Source organism: Haliscomenobacter sp. (assembly GCF_033763495.1).
Classification (GTDB): Bacteria; Bacteroidota; Bacteroidia; order Chitinophagales; family Saprospiraceae; genus Haliscomenobacter.
Genome location: NZ_JANRKL010000019.1, coordinates 53,603 through 71,299 on the forward strand (window position 1 = coordinate 53,603; position 17,697 = coordinate 71,299).

The 17,697-nt window shown below is 44.1% G+C and carries 10 protein-coding genes; 9 read left to right on the top strand and 1 reads right to left on the bottom strand.

Annotation, left to right across the window (positions count from 1 at the left end):
• The first annotated feature begins 143 nt into the window (after nucleotides 1–143).
• The 3 genes from SFV55_RS01440 (at nucleotide 144) to SFV55_RS01450 (ending at nucleotide 4,566) form a co-directional block, all read left to right on the top strand.
• A complete protein-coding gene (locus SFV55_RS01440; RefSeq protein ID WP_320027665.1) occupies nucleotides 144–662 on the top strand; it encodes a hypothetical protein in 519 nt (172 codons plus the stop codon).
• Nucleotides 663–748: 86 nt separating this feature from the next.
• The gene (locus SFV55_RS01445) at nucleotides 749–3,124 is read left to right on the top strand and encodes a tetratricopeptide repeat protein (RefSeq protein WP_320027666.1); all 2,376 of its coding nucleotides are present in this window, start codon (nucleotides 749–751) and stop codon (nucleotides 3,122–3,124) included.
• 365 nt (nucleotides 3,125–3,489) lie between these two features.
• Nucleotides 3,490–4,566, top strand: coding sequence for a hypothetical protein (locus tag SFV55_RS01450; RefSeq protein WP_320027667.1), 1,077 nt, complete (start codon nucleotides 3,490–3,492; stop codon nucleotides 4,564–4,566).
• Nucleotides 4,567–4,671: 105 nt separating this feature from the next.
• On the opposite strand, the gene SFV55_RS01455 is transcribed toward SFV55_RS01450, so the two are convergent.
• Entirely contained in the window at nucleotides 4,672–5,649 is a 978-nt protein-coding gene (locus tag SFV55_RS01455) for a hypothetical protein (RefSeq protein WP_320027668.1), read from the bottom strand.
• A 230-nt stretch (nucleotides 5,650–5,879) separates the two neighbouring features.
• Here SFV55_RS01455 and SFV55_RS01460 point away from each other — a divergent pair, with 230 nt between their 5' ends.
• The 6 genes from SFV55_RS01460 (at nucleotide 5,880) to SFV55_RS01485 (ending at nucleotide 17,649) form a co-directional block, all read left to right on the top strand.
• Nucleotides 5,880–6,755 (top strand): Abi family protein, encoded by an 876-nt coding sequence (locus SFV55_RS01460; protein ID WP_320027669.1) that lies wholly within the window; start codon nucleotides 5,880–5,882, stop codon nucleotides 6,753–6,755.
• 98 nt (nucleotides 6,756–6,853) lie between these two features.
• The gene (locus SFV55_RS01465) at nucleotides 6,854–7,621 is read left to right on the top strand and encodes an AbaSI family restriction endonuclease (protein ID WP_320027670.1); all 768 of its coding nucleotides are present in this window, start codon (nucleotides 6,854–6,856) and stop codon (nucleotides 7,619–7,621) included.
• Nucleotides 7,622–7,685: 64 nt separating this feature from the next.
• Complete coding sequence (locus SFV55_RS01470; protein WP_320027671.1) at nucleotides 7,686–10,631, top strand: SNF2-related protein; 2,946 nt, start codon at nucleotides 7,686–7,688, stop codon at nucleotides 10,629–10,631.
• Nucleotides 10,628–11,692, top strand: coding sequence for an HNH endonuclease signature motif containing protein (locus SFV55_RS01475; protein ID WP_320027672.1), 1,065 nt, complete (start codon nucleotides 10,628–10,630; stop codon nucleotides 11,690–11,692). Before SFV55_RS01470 ends, SFV55_RS01475 begins: the two co-directional genes overlap by 4 nt.
• 38 nt (nucleotides 11,693–11,730) lie before the next feature.
• Nucleotides 11,731–14,814: a site-specific DNA-methyltransferase gene (locus SFV55_RS01480; protein WP_320027673.1), complete on the top strand. Its 3,084-nt coding sequence runs from the start codon at nucleotides 11,731–11,733 to the stop codon at nucleotides 14,812–14,814.
• A gap of 24 nt (nucleotides 14,815–14,838) precedes the next feature.
• Nucleotides 14,839–17,649: a TrlF family AAA-like ATPase gene (locus SFV55_RS01485; protein WP_320027674.1), complete on the top strand. Its 2,811-nt coding sequence runs from the start codon at nucleotides 14,839–14,841 to the stop codon at nucleotides 17,647–17,649.
• Nucleotides 17,650–17,697 lie beyond the last annotated feature (48 nt).

Here is a 17,697-nt window from a genome sequence, read left to right on the forward strand (position 1 = left end):
TTTTGCACTAGATAGTATCGTTTTTATAGGGTAATTTTAAGAATCATTATTATTTAACGCACCAAATTCATTCAAACATGCTTACTCAATCGTTGCGACAGATCGTCGCGGGCCTGACTATTGCCCTTTACAAACTCAGCCCCATGAAACAAGTATTGTTCACTTTGCTGTGTGCTTTACTCATTTTCTCTTGCGAGAAAGAGGAGGGCCTGCAGCCGGAAAAGCCATTCGGCCACCCTTACAGTGGTCTATGGACCTCCGACCTGGTCACTGTGAACGGAATCAATGCCTCCAAGAACATCCAAGCCTCGTTGTCTTTGGAGCTAGACTCTACGATCACAAGGACAGGTGAAGTAAGTAGTTACGAATTTACCGGAATTTACGAAGAGAATGAACGCAGCCAATACAATTTCTTGCTTTCACGCCGTGTAGAAGGACTAGTGGCTTTTGATAAAACAGAATCTATACGGCCGTGGGAGGCTCCCACACTAACCTTGAAAATTTATAAATATGAATCTAGGCCTTGTGGGTATGAAGAGAGTAATTGCTTCAATGAAGTTACGTTGGCATTGTTTTCAATTAAATCCAGCACTGAAAAAGTCATGTTGGTTGAAACTGAAAGGAATAATGTGAAGTACGTCTACCGATTCATCAGGAAGTAAGGTATTACCGGAATTCGCGAGCTACACAATCGAAGCATTTAGTCAGTCTTTGCCCAATTTAATCTCCACTATTTCAAATGATCAACATGAAAAAACATCTTTTAGTACTCTGTGCACTAAGCTTCTATTGCTTTGCCTTGGCATTTGGTCAGCCTAATTTACCAAAAGACCACCTTGACGCATTCTACAAACAACAGACCAAAAAATTGGTTCTCCCTTACGATAGAGTGGTGTTGCGGTACACAGCATCCGACATCGGAAGAAATGGCGAGTTGATACCATTAGGCAATTGGTTTAGCCCAAGTAACAGAATCTACTCAGCTGCCCAGGTGAGGGAGAAATTTAAACTACCCCCAGGGAATACTGCATTATTCTACGAAAGAATTGTTATTCCCAAGGGAACGACTATTTTCGTAGGCCAAGTGGCTGACGGTGACTGGCAGTACAACAAAGCAGGTAAACTTTCCTTTAAACCGAATGGTGGAACCACAGGCGCAATCCAATTTTACGTCTCGAATGAAGATATCCACCACTTGAGACGGAGTTATCAAATCTTCCAGAACAAACCATCGGCGTCAGAAATTCCACCTGTTTTCCGCCTTGAATCAAGCAAGAACCAAGATCACATCAGGGCAATCGAAAAAACCTACGGCAGATTTCCTGGCGGCATTTTGATCAAGTCTACTGCAAAATTGCGGCAACCCGTACAGTACGTGCAGTATGTTCCAGAAACAGGTTGCTTCCTGCTCAATGGTCAATACAAGTACGATTCAGGGTTATCCGAGGATGAATTGGCTCATCTCGCTGGGTTAACCCTTCTGAGCAAAGATAAGCGGTTGGCTGCGGTGTCACAAGATGAATTCGTTGGGGTATCCCAAAACTCAACCCTGGCAGCTGCACTCGCCGATGCGGACCGAACTCTTGGTGCCGTCTGCTATGGATATTCACTAAGGGGCAATGCTTTACCGCCTGAATTGACAGCACCTGGTTATCAAAACCCTATGTTGCTTGAATTGAAAGAAATTCGGCAATGGTGGTCTAATTGGAAAGCAGTAAAACGAATGGCCAACCGGAGCTTTCTGGGCATTGAGGCTCGACTGTTTTTGGAATTCAACCAGGTTGCTTTTGTGGTAGATCATTCCAACAATACCCTGAAAGCTTCTAACCTTGGAATGACCGTCAATTACCAAACGTTCAGTTATGATATCAATGGTCAGAAAGTTTTTTCTCAGGATGCTCCAGCTGATTTTTACCCACACATGGTAGCTGCGATTCACAATTTTGAGCGCCAATTCAGTTGGTATGAAGCGCATTTCCCGGAGTTGAGAAAGGCCAGGAAAATTGCAGAAACCTACGCCTTGCTCAAGCATTTGAGTGACCATAAAATTGCCGTTGTTGGCTTCGAGCCATTGTTTCAGGAGTACCTTGCGCCTCTGGAAATTCCAATTTTTCACAACGATTATAACGATATGAATGCAGAGAGTGATTTAGCCAAGGGACATGCTGTAGCTTTGAACAACCTGAGTTGGCTACCCAGTTGGCTGCTCAGTAAGGAGGAAAGAATTCAATTGTTGAACTTGAAATTAGACTTGGCTATTCAGTCGCAACAAATTGGCAAAATCACCAAATACCGCAAAGTCTTAAAAAATGCCTTGGATGATTTTGATACCGATAATTTTACCCAAAAAGATAGATTGAACGAGATTCGGGAAAATCTCTTTTATTATTCAGCAATGGGGATCAATGCGAAGATTCAGTTCGCAAATCGGTACCAGGAGGAATGGGCAGAGTTGAGCAGACAAACCTATCAGGAATGTATCAACTATTACCTGGCCGCCACTGCGATGGAGCCAGACAATTATGTCAATTATGCCCAACTTAACGAGCTTTACACCAAGTTGGATCGACATGCTAAAGCAAAAAAGTACCGCGATAAAATGGTCGAATTGGCTATTGCGGCAGCTAAGCAGAGATCTGCTAGCGCCAATTTGCTGGTAGGAGACCTGTACCATGATCAGGGCATCAACGGAAAGCCTAATCCGCAAATGGCGTTTGAATACTATCTCACTGCCGCCAATCTAGGCCACGCTCCTGCATTTACCCGCATTGCTCATGCGTACTTTGAGGGCAAAGGGGTAACTAAAAACCTCGGTAAAGCTCGTCTTTGGTACGAGAAAGCTGCCAATAAGGGCCTGAGTGAAGGGCATTTTATGCTTGCTTACTTTTTTCAAAATGGTGTAGGGGGACTTAGCCTTGATGCCCAACAAGCCAAGCGGCATTACACTATCGCGGCAGAAGCAGAAAATGAGCATGCTCAAATAGCATTAGGCAAACTTTTATATGAGGAGGAAGGATTAAGAGATATTAAAAAGTCTTTCTTCTGGTTCCAACGGGCTGCCCAAAAAGGCAATGAATACGCTATAAAAGTGGTTCGCTTTTTTGAAGAGCAAAAATTGATTTGAGCGCATGGCAAAACCGGGTGACGCAAAAATGGTAGGTGATTCCGGATTGTAGAGACGCATGGCCGTGCGTCTCTACGCCATGTTACCCAGAATTTGCCATGTAATCAATTGATTTAAAGATAGAAAATGTGGAAAAATTGGGACGAAAGGCAATGGAAAACCTCACTGCATATTGCCAATATTTATGGCATTTTTGGATAAACAGATTTATTGCTTTTAGGTAAGACAAAATGAAGTAGCTAAATTTTTAACTATTTTAAATTAAAGATTTTCAACGCAAATAGATTGCGTTGAGTGAAAGTACTTTTGCCGGAAAATAAAACACATGAGAGAAAATCTACTTTTTGCATCAATCCAACATTTGAATGGACTTTCTCCCAAAACCATCTCAAAGAGTTGGACTTTATTCACTAATTAAGTTTATTATGATTAAGCGTTTTTTTTGTTGGACATTTCTTTTTATGTCTAGTGTTTATTTATGGTCACAGGGTAACTTAGTTCTACAAGCAGGAGAAGTTCGACAAATTAATCCTGGAAGTTATTCCTACGATCAAGTAATTCTAGGCCCCGGTTCTGTTGTTTTATTAACTGGAACCACTCGATTGGTTACAAAAAAGCTCATTACTGGAGATGGTACCCGTATTGAGTACAAAAAGGGAAGCCAGCGCAACAACCCTCAAAAAATGTTCGAAATGCTGGTTACAGATGGATCCCAGATGAATGGAATCTTGAGCATTATTGGTAATGGAGAAGATGGGCACCATGGTGGGCAAGGTGGACAAGGAGCAAATGGAAGTGATGAATCTTGGAAAGCTCACGTATTTCCTCCTCGAACTGAACATCGTGATCCTTCTCCCGGATTGCCTGGTGGACAAGGCGGTAATGGCCAAGATGGGGAAGACGCCATGGACATTACAGTCAATATACATGACCTTAATCCCAATGCATTTGTTGCCATCTATTCAAATGGTGGTAATGGTGGCGAAGGTGGCAAAGGCGGTAGAGGTGGTAATGGAGGAAAGGGGAAATACAAGGAAAAAGGAACCCCTGGCGGTATTGGCGGTAGTGGTGGTAATGGTGGTAACGGTGGCAATGGTGGCCACATTATTGCGAGACTGGTGCACATAGATAAAGCCACTAAAGCTCAAATTGCAAAACTGCAAGAGTTCCTTCAAAAAAACATTATTGCCCTACCCGGTTTACGCGGCTTAGGCGGATTAGCTGGGGACGGAGGTGATGGTGGATCTGGTGGTAAGGGGGCCGTTATTGTGAAATCCCCAGTCATTAGAGTCTCAAGAGGCAGTGCAGGGGGAGGAGATTTAGGCCAACCTGGAAATGATGGTTTTCCCGGTAAAGAAGGTTCACTGAAAAAAGTATTGATCAGTGCTTCGCAATTTGTTCGAGAAAACAGAGACTTGGTTGATATTTTCAAGGAAAAATAATCGGCTATATACACTTTGCTGTGTATGATATTTTTTAGAGTGGGTCAAAATCTTTGGGAGAAAGGTTTTGGCCCATTCTAATTTCTATTTTTAGCCGGAATACCCCTACCCTTCCCTCCGTTCATTACTCTCAATTAAAATCAAAGAAGGTGCCCCATCATTTTGTTCTTCACGTTCAAAATAGCGCTCATGATTACCACCATCTCCATTAATCCACAAGTCCTTTTGCAATTCTTGAAAAAAGGAAGCCAGGTTCCGATCAGACTTTGTAAAACACAACCCATCCGCCTCTTGCGTAGTGATCCTGGGGAAATTTGAAATCCCTATATTCTTGCGACGAGAAGCCTTGTCTTTTAAAATTTCCAGCATCTCCCAAATCATTTTTGTCCAATCGTCCTCTGTTTGATTGGGCAAAGCCTCAAAGGCTCGGCCAGCCTTAAATTTCAAGAAATCGACCAGTTCAGTAGCCAGGTCTGCATTCAAACACAATAGCTCTGCCGGAGTAGCACAGCCCATCGGAAAGGTATCCTCATAGCCAGCAAGCCCAGTTTCAGGGTCGTCATCAATGAGCAGGTATTGAGCTCCGTCGTGTATCGTTTTAGGCAGAACGTTTCTTTTTTGGCCATTTAATCTGCCCGCTCGCAAGTAGGTAAACTCCGGCCATTCCGCATACAGTTTCAATTGATGCTGATCTGAGGCTGAAACGCGTGTATTGACATTTCTTGATTTCTTCGCCTGAAACAACAAGGAATTATACCGCATTACGCCTCGTGCATCAGTATGAATGTACACAAAAAGTAAATCCCCCAGCTCAGGGTTCTTACTTTCGTCAATGTTGACAATAGGCTTTTGATGACAGAAAATTCCGGTAACGGAAAATTTTGTGTCTGGAAATAGGTCTCTTAGAGTTTGAAGTAGCCTCGGAGTAAAGTTTAGAACTAGGCTGGCAATGAAGTCTGGCTCTTCTGGGGAGGTATTTAATTGCGTACATTTGTCGACTACTAAAGTAACTGAGTCCTGGATACCACGATGAATCAATACGTTAAGCGCCTTTATGACTTTATTTACGTCTTTTGCAAGCATATTGTAAATTTATGCGTGGATTATGAAAGGCAAATAGGGGTTTGCTGAGCTATTTATTTGGTGTAAAAAGAAGAGCCGCCTCAAAAGAAACGACTCTCCAGTTTCACAAGTCTTTTTCCGAAGAAATTGACTTAAAAAATTACTCTCTCACATGGTTTCATTACCTTTCGGTAAGAGGAGGAACCATAGTTCGCAATTCAAAGATACAAAATTTCAACGCCTGATAATCTATGAGCCAAGATGTAAAAAAATACCTGTCTGATCCCAGACTGGCCAGCTACCTAGAGTATACAAAAAACAACCTTGAGGATGCGTTAGAGCTTTACAGGCTGAACCTGCGTTTAGTGGGCGCATTTTTTCCATTGATGTCAATGCTAGAGGTGACACTCCGCAATGCAATTGGCCATCAAATGAACAATATTTTCCCTGATCAAGGAAAAGGAGATTGGATCGAACAGTTTTTAAAAATTCTTGCAGATATAAAGGAAACAGAAACTTATATTTATGATCCCTTTACTCCGGATATTAATAAGGTTAAAAAAGCAATTAAAAAGGATGTGAGGGATCAAGAAAAGATTCTTTTGAAAGAAGAGTTGCAACAAGACAAAAACTTCAAACATCTGTCACACGAAGAGCAGGATAAAATCATTGAGTCCAAACTTGACAAAGAGAAAAGACCTGATCTTGAAAAGAAAATTGCTCGAAAAATCAATGACAAAAACATCATCATTTCAAAACTCACTTTTGCTTTTTGGTGTGCAATATTCAACCCTGATGTTTACGGGACTATCTTCAAAGGAAAAGTTATTGAAATTTTTAATTTCAACAACTTGGCTGAAAAAAAAGAAAAAAATAGAGAAACAATTTCACTGATTCTGAATAACATTAGGCATTTTCGCAATCGAGCCGCACACAATGAACCCCTTATATTCTATAAACAAAAATTGGACCTTCAACGAGGTGAGCTCATATTACAAAACATCATTGAAGTTTTAACATTACTCAGTGAAGATTTGAAAAAATACGCTGAAGACATCCATTTAGTTAAGCGACATCTTCAAACCATTGAAGAATACTGCTCAGAGGTAAAAAAGCTTACTGTTTGAACTTATATACTGGGGTATGCTGGGAGAAAACAATCTCATAAACGCAACCTTTCCCCCTTTTTTCCGTAAAAGAACTGTGAACAAAAACCGATCCAGCCATGAGCACTGTTATCCCCAATTGGAAATTCGATCATTACATCGCCCAATTACACCGCAGCTTGTACAAAAAACATGAGAATTTCATCATCAACTCGTTTTTCCAGGACCCAAGATTGATAGAATTACAACCCTTAACCCAGCATTTCGTCAAAAGAACCGACGGGGAAGGAAAATACGCCCTGATTGACTTATATTACCCTCAAATTAAGGTTGCCATCGAGATTGATGAATGGCACCACAATGCTGAAAAAGACGCAAAAAGACAGGCCGATATTGAAGGCAACATCAAGGCAAGTTTTGAACGAATCTCCATCGACGCCGACAATACGCTTCAAGGAGACGTGATTTTAGAAAAAATAGAGGCGATCAAGCAAAAATTACTGGATAAAATGGCCGCGGCTCAAGCAGCTGGGACCTGGGAGGCATGGAAAGCGCCTAAAAGAAAGAAGTTTGAAGACCTGACCAAAACAATGACCAACACCCTCTTTCTCAAAATTCGAGGAGTGATCAAGCCGGAAGAATTAGATGGTCGCCAAAGGGGGTATTGGCCCTTAAACAATAAGCGCAGGCTAAAAGTAGACAAAGTTGTGGTGGTACACGATGGAGTCATTGAACGGGTACTTCATCAAATCAAATGGCACCTTGCTTCAGATGGCAAAAAATGGGGGTATTCAGGTGAAGATCAGCTTGAATCAGACCTCCTTGGAACCGTGGTAGAAGGTTGGAATTGGCAAAGAACAGTAAGATACTCAGATGATGTATATTAGGGCTGGAAACGATTTGACGATTCTTCATAAATAAATATCCGCCAAATTAAATAGTTTTGTTTGTATGGCCTGGACACCTTATCATGCTAAATATTTCGCTTTTGAGCTTACCCAACGTTTTGCCTCCAAGGTGACCTCGGAAGGTTTTGACGATGCCGATAATTTGGATAAAATCACTGCCTCCCTCTCCGACGCACAGGTCGATTTAAACCCTCACCAGGTCGACGCTGCTTTATTTGCCCTGCGTTCACCTTTATCCCAGGGTGTTATTTTGGCCGATGAGGTAGGTTTGGGAAAAACCATCGAAGCAGGTATTGTGATCTCCCAGCGTTGGGCCGAACGCAAACGGAATATCTTGATCATTTCCCCCGCGAACCTTCGCAAACAATGGAGCCAGGAGCTCTCCGATAAGTTTTTTCTTCCCTCCCTCATCCTGGAAAAAAAATCGTTCGACGAGGCTACCCACCGCATGGACAACCCTTTTAGGCAAAATGACAAAGTGTTGATCTGTTCTTTTCAGTTTGTCCGCTCAAAGGCTGGCCTGGTTAGTCGGGTAGACTGGGATCTGATTATCATTGACGAAGCCCACCGCTTGCGCAACGTTTACCGCAAGGACAACAAAATTGGCAATGCGATTAAAGATGCTCTGATCAATAAACCTAAAATTTTACTCACGGCAACACCCCTCCAAAATAGTTTGCTGGAACTGTATGGTTTGATCAGCCTGGTTGATGACTACATTTTTGGGGACTTGCGCAGTTTTAAACAACAGTTCACCCGGATTACTTCTGATGCTCAGTTTGTGGAGCTAAAACAACGCATTGCCCCCGTCTGCAAACGGACCCTGCGCTCACAGGTAAGGGAATACGTGCGGTATACTGACCGAATTTGTATGACGCATGGTTTTGAGTCCGCCGATGACGAGCATGAGCTGTACATGAAGGTATCGGAGTACCTGCGCAAACCAACGCTTTATGCACTGCCCGCTAGCCAGCGCTCGCTGATGACTTTGATTTTGCGCAAATTGTTGGCCTCTTCTACTTTTGCTATCGCTGAAACCCTCAAAGGGCTTGCGACAAAACTGGAAGACATTTTGGAGAAACACCGGGACTTGGAAGCTGGAATGGGGGCCTACACCTGGGAACTGGATTATGAAGCCTTTCAGGACACCAGGGATGAATGGGACGATGATCCCGATGAGAAAGAAGAAACGGCTGAAAGGGTGTTTACCCAACCTGAATTGGAAGAAATCCGCCTAGAGCTGGAAGAAATCAAAGGGTTTTATGAACTGGCCCAAAGCATCCAACGCAACTCCAAAGGGGACAACCTGGTCATTGCCCTCAACAAAGGTTTTGAAAAAATGCGGGAGCTGGGCGCCGCCGAAAAAGCGGTAATCTTCACCGAAAGTACCAGAACGCAGCTGTACATCAAAGAAATCCTGGAGCAGAGTGGTCTACAAGGCAAAATTGTCCTGTTTAATGGGTCCAACAGCGACTCGGAATCCACCCGCATCTACCACCATTGGCTGGAAAAACACAAAGGCAGTGATTTCATTACGGGCAGCCGCTCCGCTGATATCCGCGCGGCTTTGACGGAATACTTCCGCGAAGAAGCCCAGATTCTGATTGCTACCGAAGCCGCTGCCGAGGGCATCAACCTGCAATTCTGCTCCATGGTGGTCAATTACGATCTGCCCTGGAACCCCCAGCGCATCGAGCAACGCATTGGGCGCTGCCACCGCTACGGACAGCGTTTCAATGTGGTCGTCATCAACTTCCTCAACGAACGCAATGCCGCCGATGTGCGTGTGTATAAGTTGCTGGACGAAAAGTTGAAGATTTTTAATGGCGTTTTTGGAGCCAGTGACGATGTCTTGGGGATCATTGAAAGTGGTGTGGATTTTGAAAAGCGCATCGTCCAGATTTACCAGAGTTGCTCTACTGAAGCGGAAATCCAGGCCGCTTTCAACCAGCTCCAGGCGGAATTGGAATCTAGCATCGCTGAACAATTGGCACAAACCCATCAACAACTCCTGGCCAATTTTGATGAAGATGTTTTGCGCAAAATCAAAACCGAAAGCATGAAACGCCTTTCGGATTTTGAGGAGAAGTTCTGGAAATTCAATGCCTTTGCGCTGGCACCCTATGCTGATTTTAGCGAAGAGTATGCCTTCTCCCTGCGGGAAAAACCTCCGGTAGAGCTTGCCGGAAACGTGCCCTTGGGAAAATATTGTTTTCTGCCGCATCATCTGCCCGCCGATCAACTGCCGCCTGATGCCCATTTGTACCGTTTCAGGCATCCTTTGGCGCAAGCCCTTTTCGATCACTACAAACAAATCGAGGTACCCTTTGCCATCATAAATTTTGATGCCACAACCGTATCCAGCAATCACGCCCTGCTGACCCCCTTGATCGATACCTCAGGGTGGCTCCAGGCCCAATTTCTCCGCATTGAATCGCTGGAAGCAGAGGATTATTTGTTGTTTTCGGGCATGACGATCGATGGTACCCTGCTGGACGAAAATCAATGCAAACGATTTTTCTCCTTGCCCGGCACCGTGGCTGCATCCAATCGGTTACCAGGTACCGATGTACACATTGCCTTGCGCCAAATGATTGAAAGGGAAACCAGCGAAGCCCTGCGCCTGAGCATGGAACGCAACGCCAGATTGCTCAACGAGGAAGCTCAAAAACTTGAGCAATGGGCCGAAGACAAGATTTTTGCCGCAGAATTTGAGATCAAAGAGACCAAAAAACGCATTACGGAACTGAAGCGGGCACTACAGAAATCGGTTTCCCCGCAAGAAACCTTGCAGATTCAAAAGGACATGCAAGAGGCCTCCAAGCGCCAGACCAACCTCCGCCGCCAGATTTTTGAGGTAGAAGACGAAATCAACAAGCAACGGGATACCATGATTGAAAAACTGAAATCACAAAGCCAGATCAGAACCGAGTCAAAACCCTTGTTTTTGATTCAGTGGACTTTGAAGCTTCAAAATATCTCGGTATGAAGTATCAGGAAAAATTTGGTGTAATGGCATCTCTTACCTGGAATAGCAATCATTGGAAAGCGGAACCAACTGAAGAGGATCTGGCGTATTCAAAATATGACTATGTCAAAGACCATGCTGAAGCCTTCGAGTGTTTGAATTTTGCAACAGACATTCTTCCTGCAGAAAAAGAAGGTTGGTTCATCGGCTATTCTCCTATTTTAAAGAACCGCCTTCCATTGGCTCCTATCCAAATACTGTTTCTAATCAGCACTGACCACGCGAATGGTGGTACCCGCTACGTAGTAGGGATATATGGCTTCCCTCAGTTAAAGTTTTGGTTTAAACGAAATCCGAGTCTCCACCCCTATTACAAGAAATACCATTCCGGAAGTTTTAGGTCAAAAGTAGAAGACATCATACTGCTAGATACTTATTTACCCATTACCAACTTATCTGTACAAAAAGAAGGCTTTTTACCTGAGGGTAAGCAAATAAGCCAGCAAGGCTGGAATTATCTACATTCTGACAATGTAGAAAACCTCTTGGGCTATGCGCTTAAGTTGAATCCGAATCATCAGGGATTGATCAGGTTGATGCAAAAATTGCAATTGAATGTCACCCCTTTGGAAGAAGAATATGAGGAGGAGGACGTGATTCTTGAAAAAGCGGATTCTCTGGCTGGCATTGCTAAATTGGAAGCGCAAATGCTAAACTTAACCCCCAACAAAAAACTTCGAGTTTCCGGCTATATTGAGCGGGGAAGCATTGCTACCAAAGTCAAAAAACTAACCAACTACACGTGCCAAATTTGTAAAGCCTTCGAGGTAGAGGATGCCAAGGGTTTTAAAAAGGAAGGAGGGGGATATTACATCGAAGCTCACCACGTTGTTCCTATGGCACGACAGGAAAAAGGGACATTGAGTATTACCAATATCCTGACGGTTTGTGCTACTCATCATCGCCAGTTCCATTATGGGAAAGTGAGGGATTTGGAGCATACTACTGACACTTTTAGATTTGACTTTGATGGTACAGCAATTGAAATCCAAAAAATTAGTATCCCGAAAAAAGGACAATAGTACCTTTGTAACCCTGAGATCGAAAAACTGATTTACCAATGAACCCAAACTACGATAAGTTACTGCGCAAACTCCATGAACTCTTCATGCTCGATCAGGAAGACCTCGATTTTGGCATTTACCGAATCATGAACTTCCGTCGGGACGAAATCAAGCAATTCATCGAGCGAGACCTGCTTACCCAGGTACGCGCAGAGTTAGACCTTTCGGGGCAGGTAGATCGGCAAGCCATTCAACGCAAACTGGATGCCGCCATCAAGCAGGCGCAAGAACTCGGGGTAGACCCTGAATCCACTCAAAAAGTAAAAGACCTGCGTGCAGAATTGGCGCAAGTGGGCGAAGCCGAAGCCCTGGAAAACGAAGTTTTCTCCCAGCTCTACAATTTTTTCAGCCGCTACTACGAAGGTGGCGATTTTGTATCCTTGCGCCGCTACAAAAAGGACGTATACGCCATCCCTTACGAGGGCGAGGAGGTGAAGTTGCACTGGGCCAACGCGGATCAATACTACATCAAGTCTTCGGAATACTTTAAAAAATACCGCTTTACCCTCACTGGCGACAAAGCAGTAGAGTTCACCCTGCGTGAAGCGAGTACTGAGCAACTCAACAACAAAAGCACCGGTAATACCGAGCGCCGTTTTCGCCTCGTGGACGAAGACCCCGTGGAAGTAGAAGGCAACACGCTGCGCATTTTCTTCAACTATTTGCCGGTAGAGAAGTCGGTGAAGCGGGAAGCCCTCAACAAGGAAGCCCACGAGCGCTTGATCAACCTCATTCCGGGCAGCTTTGTGGAAGCGCTGGCCCCGCTACCGGGCAAAAGCAGCTACAAAACCCTGCTCGAAAAACACCTCAATCACTACACGGCCCGGCACTCTTTTGATTATTTCATCCACAAAGACCTGGGTGGATTTTTGAACCGCGAGCTCGATTTTTTCATCAAAAACGAACTGCTCGACATCGATGAAATCGATACCCAGGTGGATGCCCGGGAACACATGGCCAGCCAATTCGCCAAAATTGTGGCCCTGAAAAAGATTGCCCGCAAAATCATCACTTTCCTGGCCTCCCTGGAAGACTTCCAGCGCAGCCTTTGGCTCAAAAAGAAATTCGTCACCGAAACCCAGTATTGCCTCACCCTGGATCGGATCGACCCCAGCTTTTATCCCGAAATAGCCGCCAACGAACGCCAGCTTGACGAGTGGGTGGCCCTCTTCAAAATCGACCAGATTGGGCACGACGCGGCGGATGGTTTCTTTCAAAAAACTCCTTTTTCGCGGCCACTGTCGGTAAAGTTTTTGAGCGAGAATCTCCAGCTAGTGCTCGATACTGCCCATTTTAGTGCTGACTTTAAGTTGCGCTTGATCGCCAGTTTGCCGCACCTCGATGAGCAGACGGATGGGCTGCTGATCCATAGTGATAATTTTCAGGCGCTGGCTTTTTTGCAGGAAAGGTATAAAGATGGAGTAGATGGAGTATATATTGATCCTCCATATAATACTGCAGCAAGTGAAATTATCTATAAAAATGAGTATAAAAATTCTTCTTGGGCTACTTTAATGAAAAATCGATTGGATGTAACTTATCATCTGATGAAAGACACTGCTTCTTTGTGCGTTGCAATCGATGATTTTGAATTTAACAGGTTAAGGTTCTTAATTGATGATATTTTTTCTTCCGAAAATTTATTGGGAGTGGTCCCAGTTAGAAGTAATCCCTCTGGAAGGTCAACTCAGAAAGGTTTTTCAATTGCACATGATTACGGTATTTTTGTATCAAAGTCAAATCGTGCTATAGTTGGTAGGTTAGAAAGGAACGAAAATCAATTAGCACGATACGATGAAGAAGATGAGGAAGGATATTTTGAATGGGTCAACTTTAGAAAACATGGCGGAACTGAGGCAAATCGTGATGCAAGGCCACGGATGTTTTTTCCTTTTTATTGCATCGGAAATTCTGTCCGTGTTCCTAAAATAAGCTGGTCTGAAAAAAATAGTGAGTGGGAAATATTAGAAAAACCTAAGGAAGGAGAGCTAATTGTTTTCCCTATTGATTCTAAAGGTGAAGAAAAACGTTGGAAGTGGGGAAAAGAATCAGTTGAGAAAAAATTAATTGATTTTGAATCTAGACTTGACCAAACTGGAAAAATGGGAGTCTATTTCAAAGCGCGAATGCGTAATGAGGGAATTTTACCTTTAACTTGGTGGGATAACAAGTTGTATTCAGCTACAGAATATGGGACTAACTTATTGAAAAATATTTTTGGTAGTATAAGTGCTTTCAGTTTTCCGAAATCACTCTTTTTAGTCCAAGACTCGATAAAGGTGATATTTCCAGAATCTACTGGTAACGTTCTCGACTACTTCGCCGGCTCCGGCACTACGGGCCACGCCACTATCAACCTCAATCGCGAGGACAATGGCAAGCGCAAATACATCCTTGTAGAGCAAGGCGAATATTTCGACACCGTACTCCTACCCCGCATCAAAAAAGTAATATACAGTAAGGACTGGAAAAACGGCAGTCCGCAAAGCCGCGATACCGGCGTTAGCCACTGCCTGAAGTACCTCCGCCTGGAGAGTTACGAAGATACCCTGAACAACCTCAGCATGGAGCGCAACGCGGCTCAAACACTAGCGCTGGATCGCTCCCCCGATTTCCGGGAGACTTACCTCTTGCAATACCTCTTTGCAGCCGAGAGCAAAGCCTCCCTCGCGGGTACCGCTGCCTTCAGCAACCCCTTTGACAAACGCCTGCGCCTGCTGCGCCAAAACGAGGAGCGGGAAGTAGTGGTAGACGTCGTAGAAACCTTCAACTACCTGCTCGGTTTGGTGGTAGACAGCACTTACGAAGCCGATGGCTTCCGGGTAGTCATTGGCAAGCTGCTGCCAGATGCCACCGGCCGCGAAGCCAGCATCCTCATCGTATGGCGCAACTGTGCCGAGAAATCGGCGGAAGACCTGAATGCCTTTTTCGAAAAGCAGAAGTTTAGCCCCAGAGACCGGGAGTTCGACAAAATTTACGTGAATGGGGACCACACCCTGCAAAATGTACTCGATGCCAGCCACGCCCCCAAGGTAATGTTGATTGAAGGAGAATTCAGAAGACGAATGTTTACAGATTAACCCAAAACTGAAAATTATCATCCCATGACAGTAGGAACTAAATGGTACAAATGTGACCTCCATTTGCATACCCCTGCCAGCAAATGTTTTAAAGACCAGACCGTAACCCCCGAGCAATGGGTACAAGCAGCCTTGGACAAAGGGCTAAACTGCGTTGCTGTTACCGACCACAACACCGGGGCCTGGATCGACAAAATCAAGGAAGCTGCCCAGGGAAAAGGGCTGGTGGTTTACCCCGGAGTAGAACTGACCTGTAGTGATGCAAAAGTGCATTTGCTGATTTTATTCGACACCGACAAGGGTACAACCGAAATAGAGGATTTTATCTTGTTGACTGGAATTGAACGAGCAAAGTTTGGAGAGCAAGACGCTCATTCCCCCAAAAGCGCTGAAGATATTTTTAAGCTTGCCCTGGATAAAAAAGCCATCTGCATCCCCGCGCACATTGATGAGTTCAATGGCATTTCTGAAATAGCCAATGCCCCAAGGTTGGCTTTCCTCGACAATAAAGATTTATTGGGTGTACAGGTGGTCCATGAACTAATGACCAAACCTGACAAAGATTATAACCCTGCCAAAAATACCAACCTTGAACACCTCAACCGCTACTACAGGCTGGGTGAACAACAAATAGCCGAGAAAAAGTGGAAGGTAAATGAAGAGCGGATGAAGAACTGGCGGCAGGCGGTTTTACAATCCCAGGAAAAAAATAAGGCCATCTTGACCTTTTCTGACAATCCTCACGAGGAAAAAGATTCTCAACACGGAATCTGGGGGATTGGTACCCGCTACAGCTGGATCAAAATGGATCAGAACCCTGGCCTGGAAGGATTGCGCCAGGCATTGTTGCTGCACAAGTTCAGGATCCGCAATGATTTTGAGTGCCCCAATGGACAAAAACCCTACCATCGTCCTGAGGTGTTGATTCACTCCGTGCGGATCGCCAATACACAAATTTCAAATCCTGAAGAAGCCCTTGAAGTACAATTTAGCCCTCAAATGACGACTATCATTGGAGGTAGAGGAAGTGGTAAATCAACCGTAATCCAGGTTTTAAGGGGAATTTTTGGAAAAGAACGGGAATTAGAAAGCCTGGAAATAGTCCTTGAAGAATTCAAACGATTCTTTCGGGTGCCCGATGCCCGTAAAAAGTACGGAATACTTCAAAATGCCTGTTCTTTTGAAATGGAGCTGGAGCGAGAAGGTGAAACGTATCGTTTAAAATACACCCATATAAATAATGCGCCAACTATCGAGCTTACTCGCCTGAATGCTCAAGACCACTTTGAACCTATTCCTGACCATCACAGTTATTTACCACTTTTAGATTTTGAAATTTTTTCACAAAAGCAGATCTATGAATTGGCCACAAATCTTGGCACCCTTCGAGAGAAGATTGACGTTTCAGATGACCAATTGCAAAGCATTAAACAGCAACTCTTAGAAAAAAAAGACGCATATAAACAGAAATGCGGCCTGATCCGAGCGCTTGAACATAAAATAAAAGGAAAAGGGCCTTTGGAAGCGAACATTGCAGAGCTGATCATCAAGATTGAGCGCTACAAGGAAAGCGATTTGGAAGAATACATCCAAAAAATCCAGGATTTCGATGCAGAGAGTACTGCCATCGTGCGGTATCTTGAACAGATGAATATAGGTGAGCAGTATTTCAATGATTTGTTAACCAATCTAAATGCGCCCTCTCTTGCCTTGTTGATGAACGAAGATTCAAGGTGGCGAGGAGTTTTTGAACCGCTCACTACTACTTTTAATTCAAGTGTAGCGGAGCTTAAAGCCAGGATAACCAGCCTTAGGGATGAATACCAGCAGGCAATCACCAGATTCAATGATGAGGTGGATCGTTCCGCATGGTCTGTTGAAAAAGCTCAGGTCAAACAGGAATTCCAGGAGAGAAAAGACAAACTACACGAGGCCGGTTTTGAGGACGTTTCCAAGATCGATACATTTTTAGATGACTTGAAAAACAAACAAAAAGAACTAGAGGACCTACGTGAATTAGAAAAACAGATTGAGCTTGAACTGGTAGAAAAAACCAGGTTGAAAAGTGAATATATAGGACTGCGCCAAAAGTTGACAACACGCAGAGACGCTTTTTTAAAGGGTCTTTTAAGTGGACGTAACGTAAGGGCTAAAGTGGGTAAATTCCGCGATTTTAATGACCTTGAAAAACAAGTCCGGCGAATTTCAGGTGCTGACTCTGCCTATGTGGCGGAAATTGATGACCTGGTGAATTTTTGGACAGAAGGGGATGGTGTTAAAAACAACGAAGACTTCAATAAACACATTGCCGACATCCTTGATGGTGGGAATAAAGGCGATTGGGACAAACGTTTTTCCAAAAAAATTCGAGAACTCTCCGGTGAAAACCTGGATGAATTTGATCTGCTTTTTCCAGAGGATGAGATTATCATCGAATATCAGAATGGGGCTGGATATTGGAAGCCCATTTCAGCCGCTTCGGCAGGCCAAAAAACGGCAGCCATCCTTACACTGATTTTATCCCATGGTAAAAAACCGCTCTTGCTGGATCAACCCGAAGATGACCTGGACAACCGCCTGATTTACGACCTAGTGGTTGACCAATTGAGGATTTCGAAAGAAACCCGCCAAATCATCGTAGTCACCCACAATGCCAATATCCCTGTCAATGGAGACAGTGAACACATCATTGTGATGGATGCAGAGTCCAAATACATCAAACCACTCACTACGGGTTGTATTGAAGAACCTGATATCAAAAGCGCCATCTGCGAAATCATGGAAGGCGGCACCGAGGCATTTAACATGCGCTCAGAACGGTACAAGAATTTGTGAATGCTGGATAAATTTGAATCAAAAATGCCAAAAAGCTGTTAATTTGCC

What these genes read in the sequence shown, in the direction of transcription:
- SFV55_RS01470 (WP_320027671.1), top strand. Translation starts at nt 7,686, where the DNA reads ATGGCCTGGACACCTTATCATGCTAAATATTTCGCTTTTGAGCTTACC.
- SFV55_RS01460 (WP_320027669.1), top strand. Translation starts at nt 5,880, where the DNA reads ATGAGCCAAGATGTAAAAAAATACCTGTCTGATCCCAGACTGGCCAGC.
- SFV55_RS01475 (WP_320027672.1), top strand. Translation starts at nt 10,628, where the DNA reads ATGAAGTATCAGGAAAAATTTGGTGTAATGGCATCTCTTACCTGGAAT.
- SFV55_RS01480 (WP_320027673.1), top strand. Translation starts at nt 11,731, where the DNA reads ATGAACCCAAACTACGATAAGTTACTGCGCAAACTCCATGAACTCTTC.
- SFV55_RS01485 (WP_320027674.1), top strand. Translation starts at nt 14,839, where the DNA reads ATGACAGTAGGAACTAAATGGTACAAATGTGACCTCCATTTGCATACC.
- SFV55_RS01455 (WP_320027668.1), bottom strand. Translation starts at nt 5,649, where the DNA reads ATGCTTGCAAAAGACGTAAATAAAGTCATAAAGGCGCTTAACGTATTG.
- SFV55_RS01440 (WP_320027665.1), top strand. Translation starts at nt 144, where the DNA reads ATGAAACAAGTATTGTTCACTTTGCTGTGTGCTTTACTCATTTTCTCT.
- SFV55_RS01465 (WP_320027670.1), top strand. Translation starts at nt 6,854, where the DNA reads ATGAGCACTGTTATCCCCAATTGGAAATTCGATCATTACATCGCCCAA.
- SFV55_RS01450 (WP_320027667.1), top strand. Translation starts at nt 3,490, where the DNA reads ATGGACTTTCTCCCAAAACCATCTCAAAGAGTTGGACTTTATTCACTA.
- SFV55_RS01445 (WP_320027666.1), top strand. Translation starts at nt 749, where the DNA reads ATGAAAAAACATCTTTTAGTACTCTGTGCACTAAGCTTCTATTGCTTT.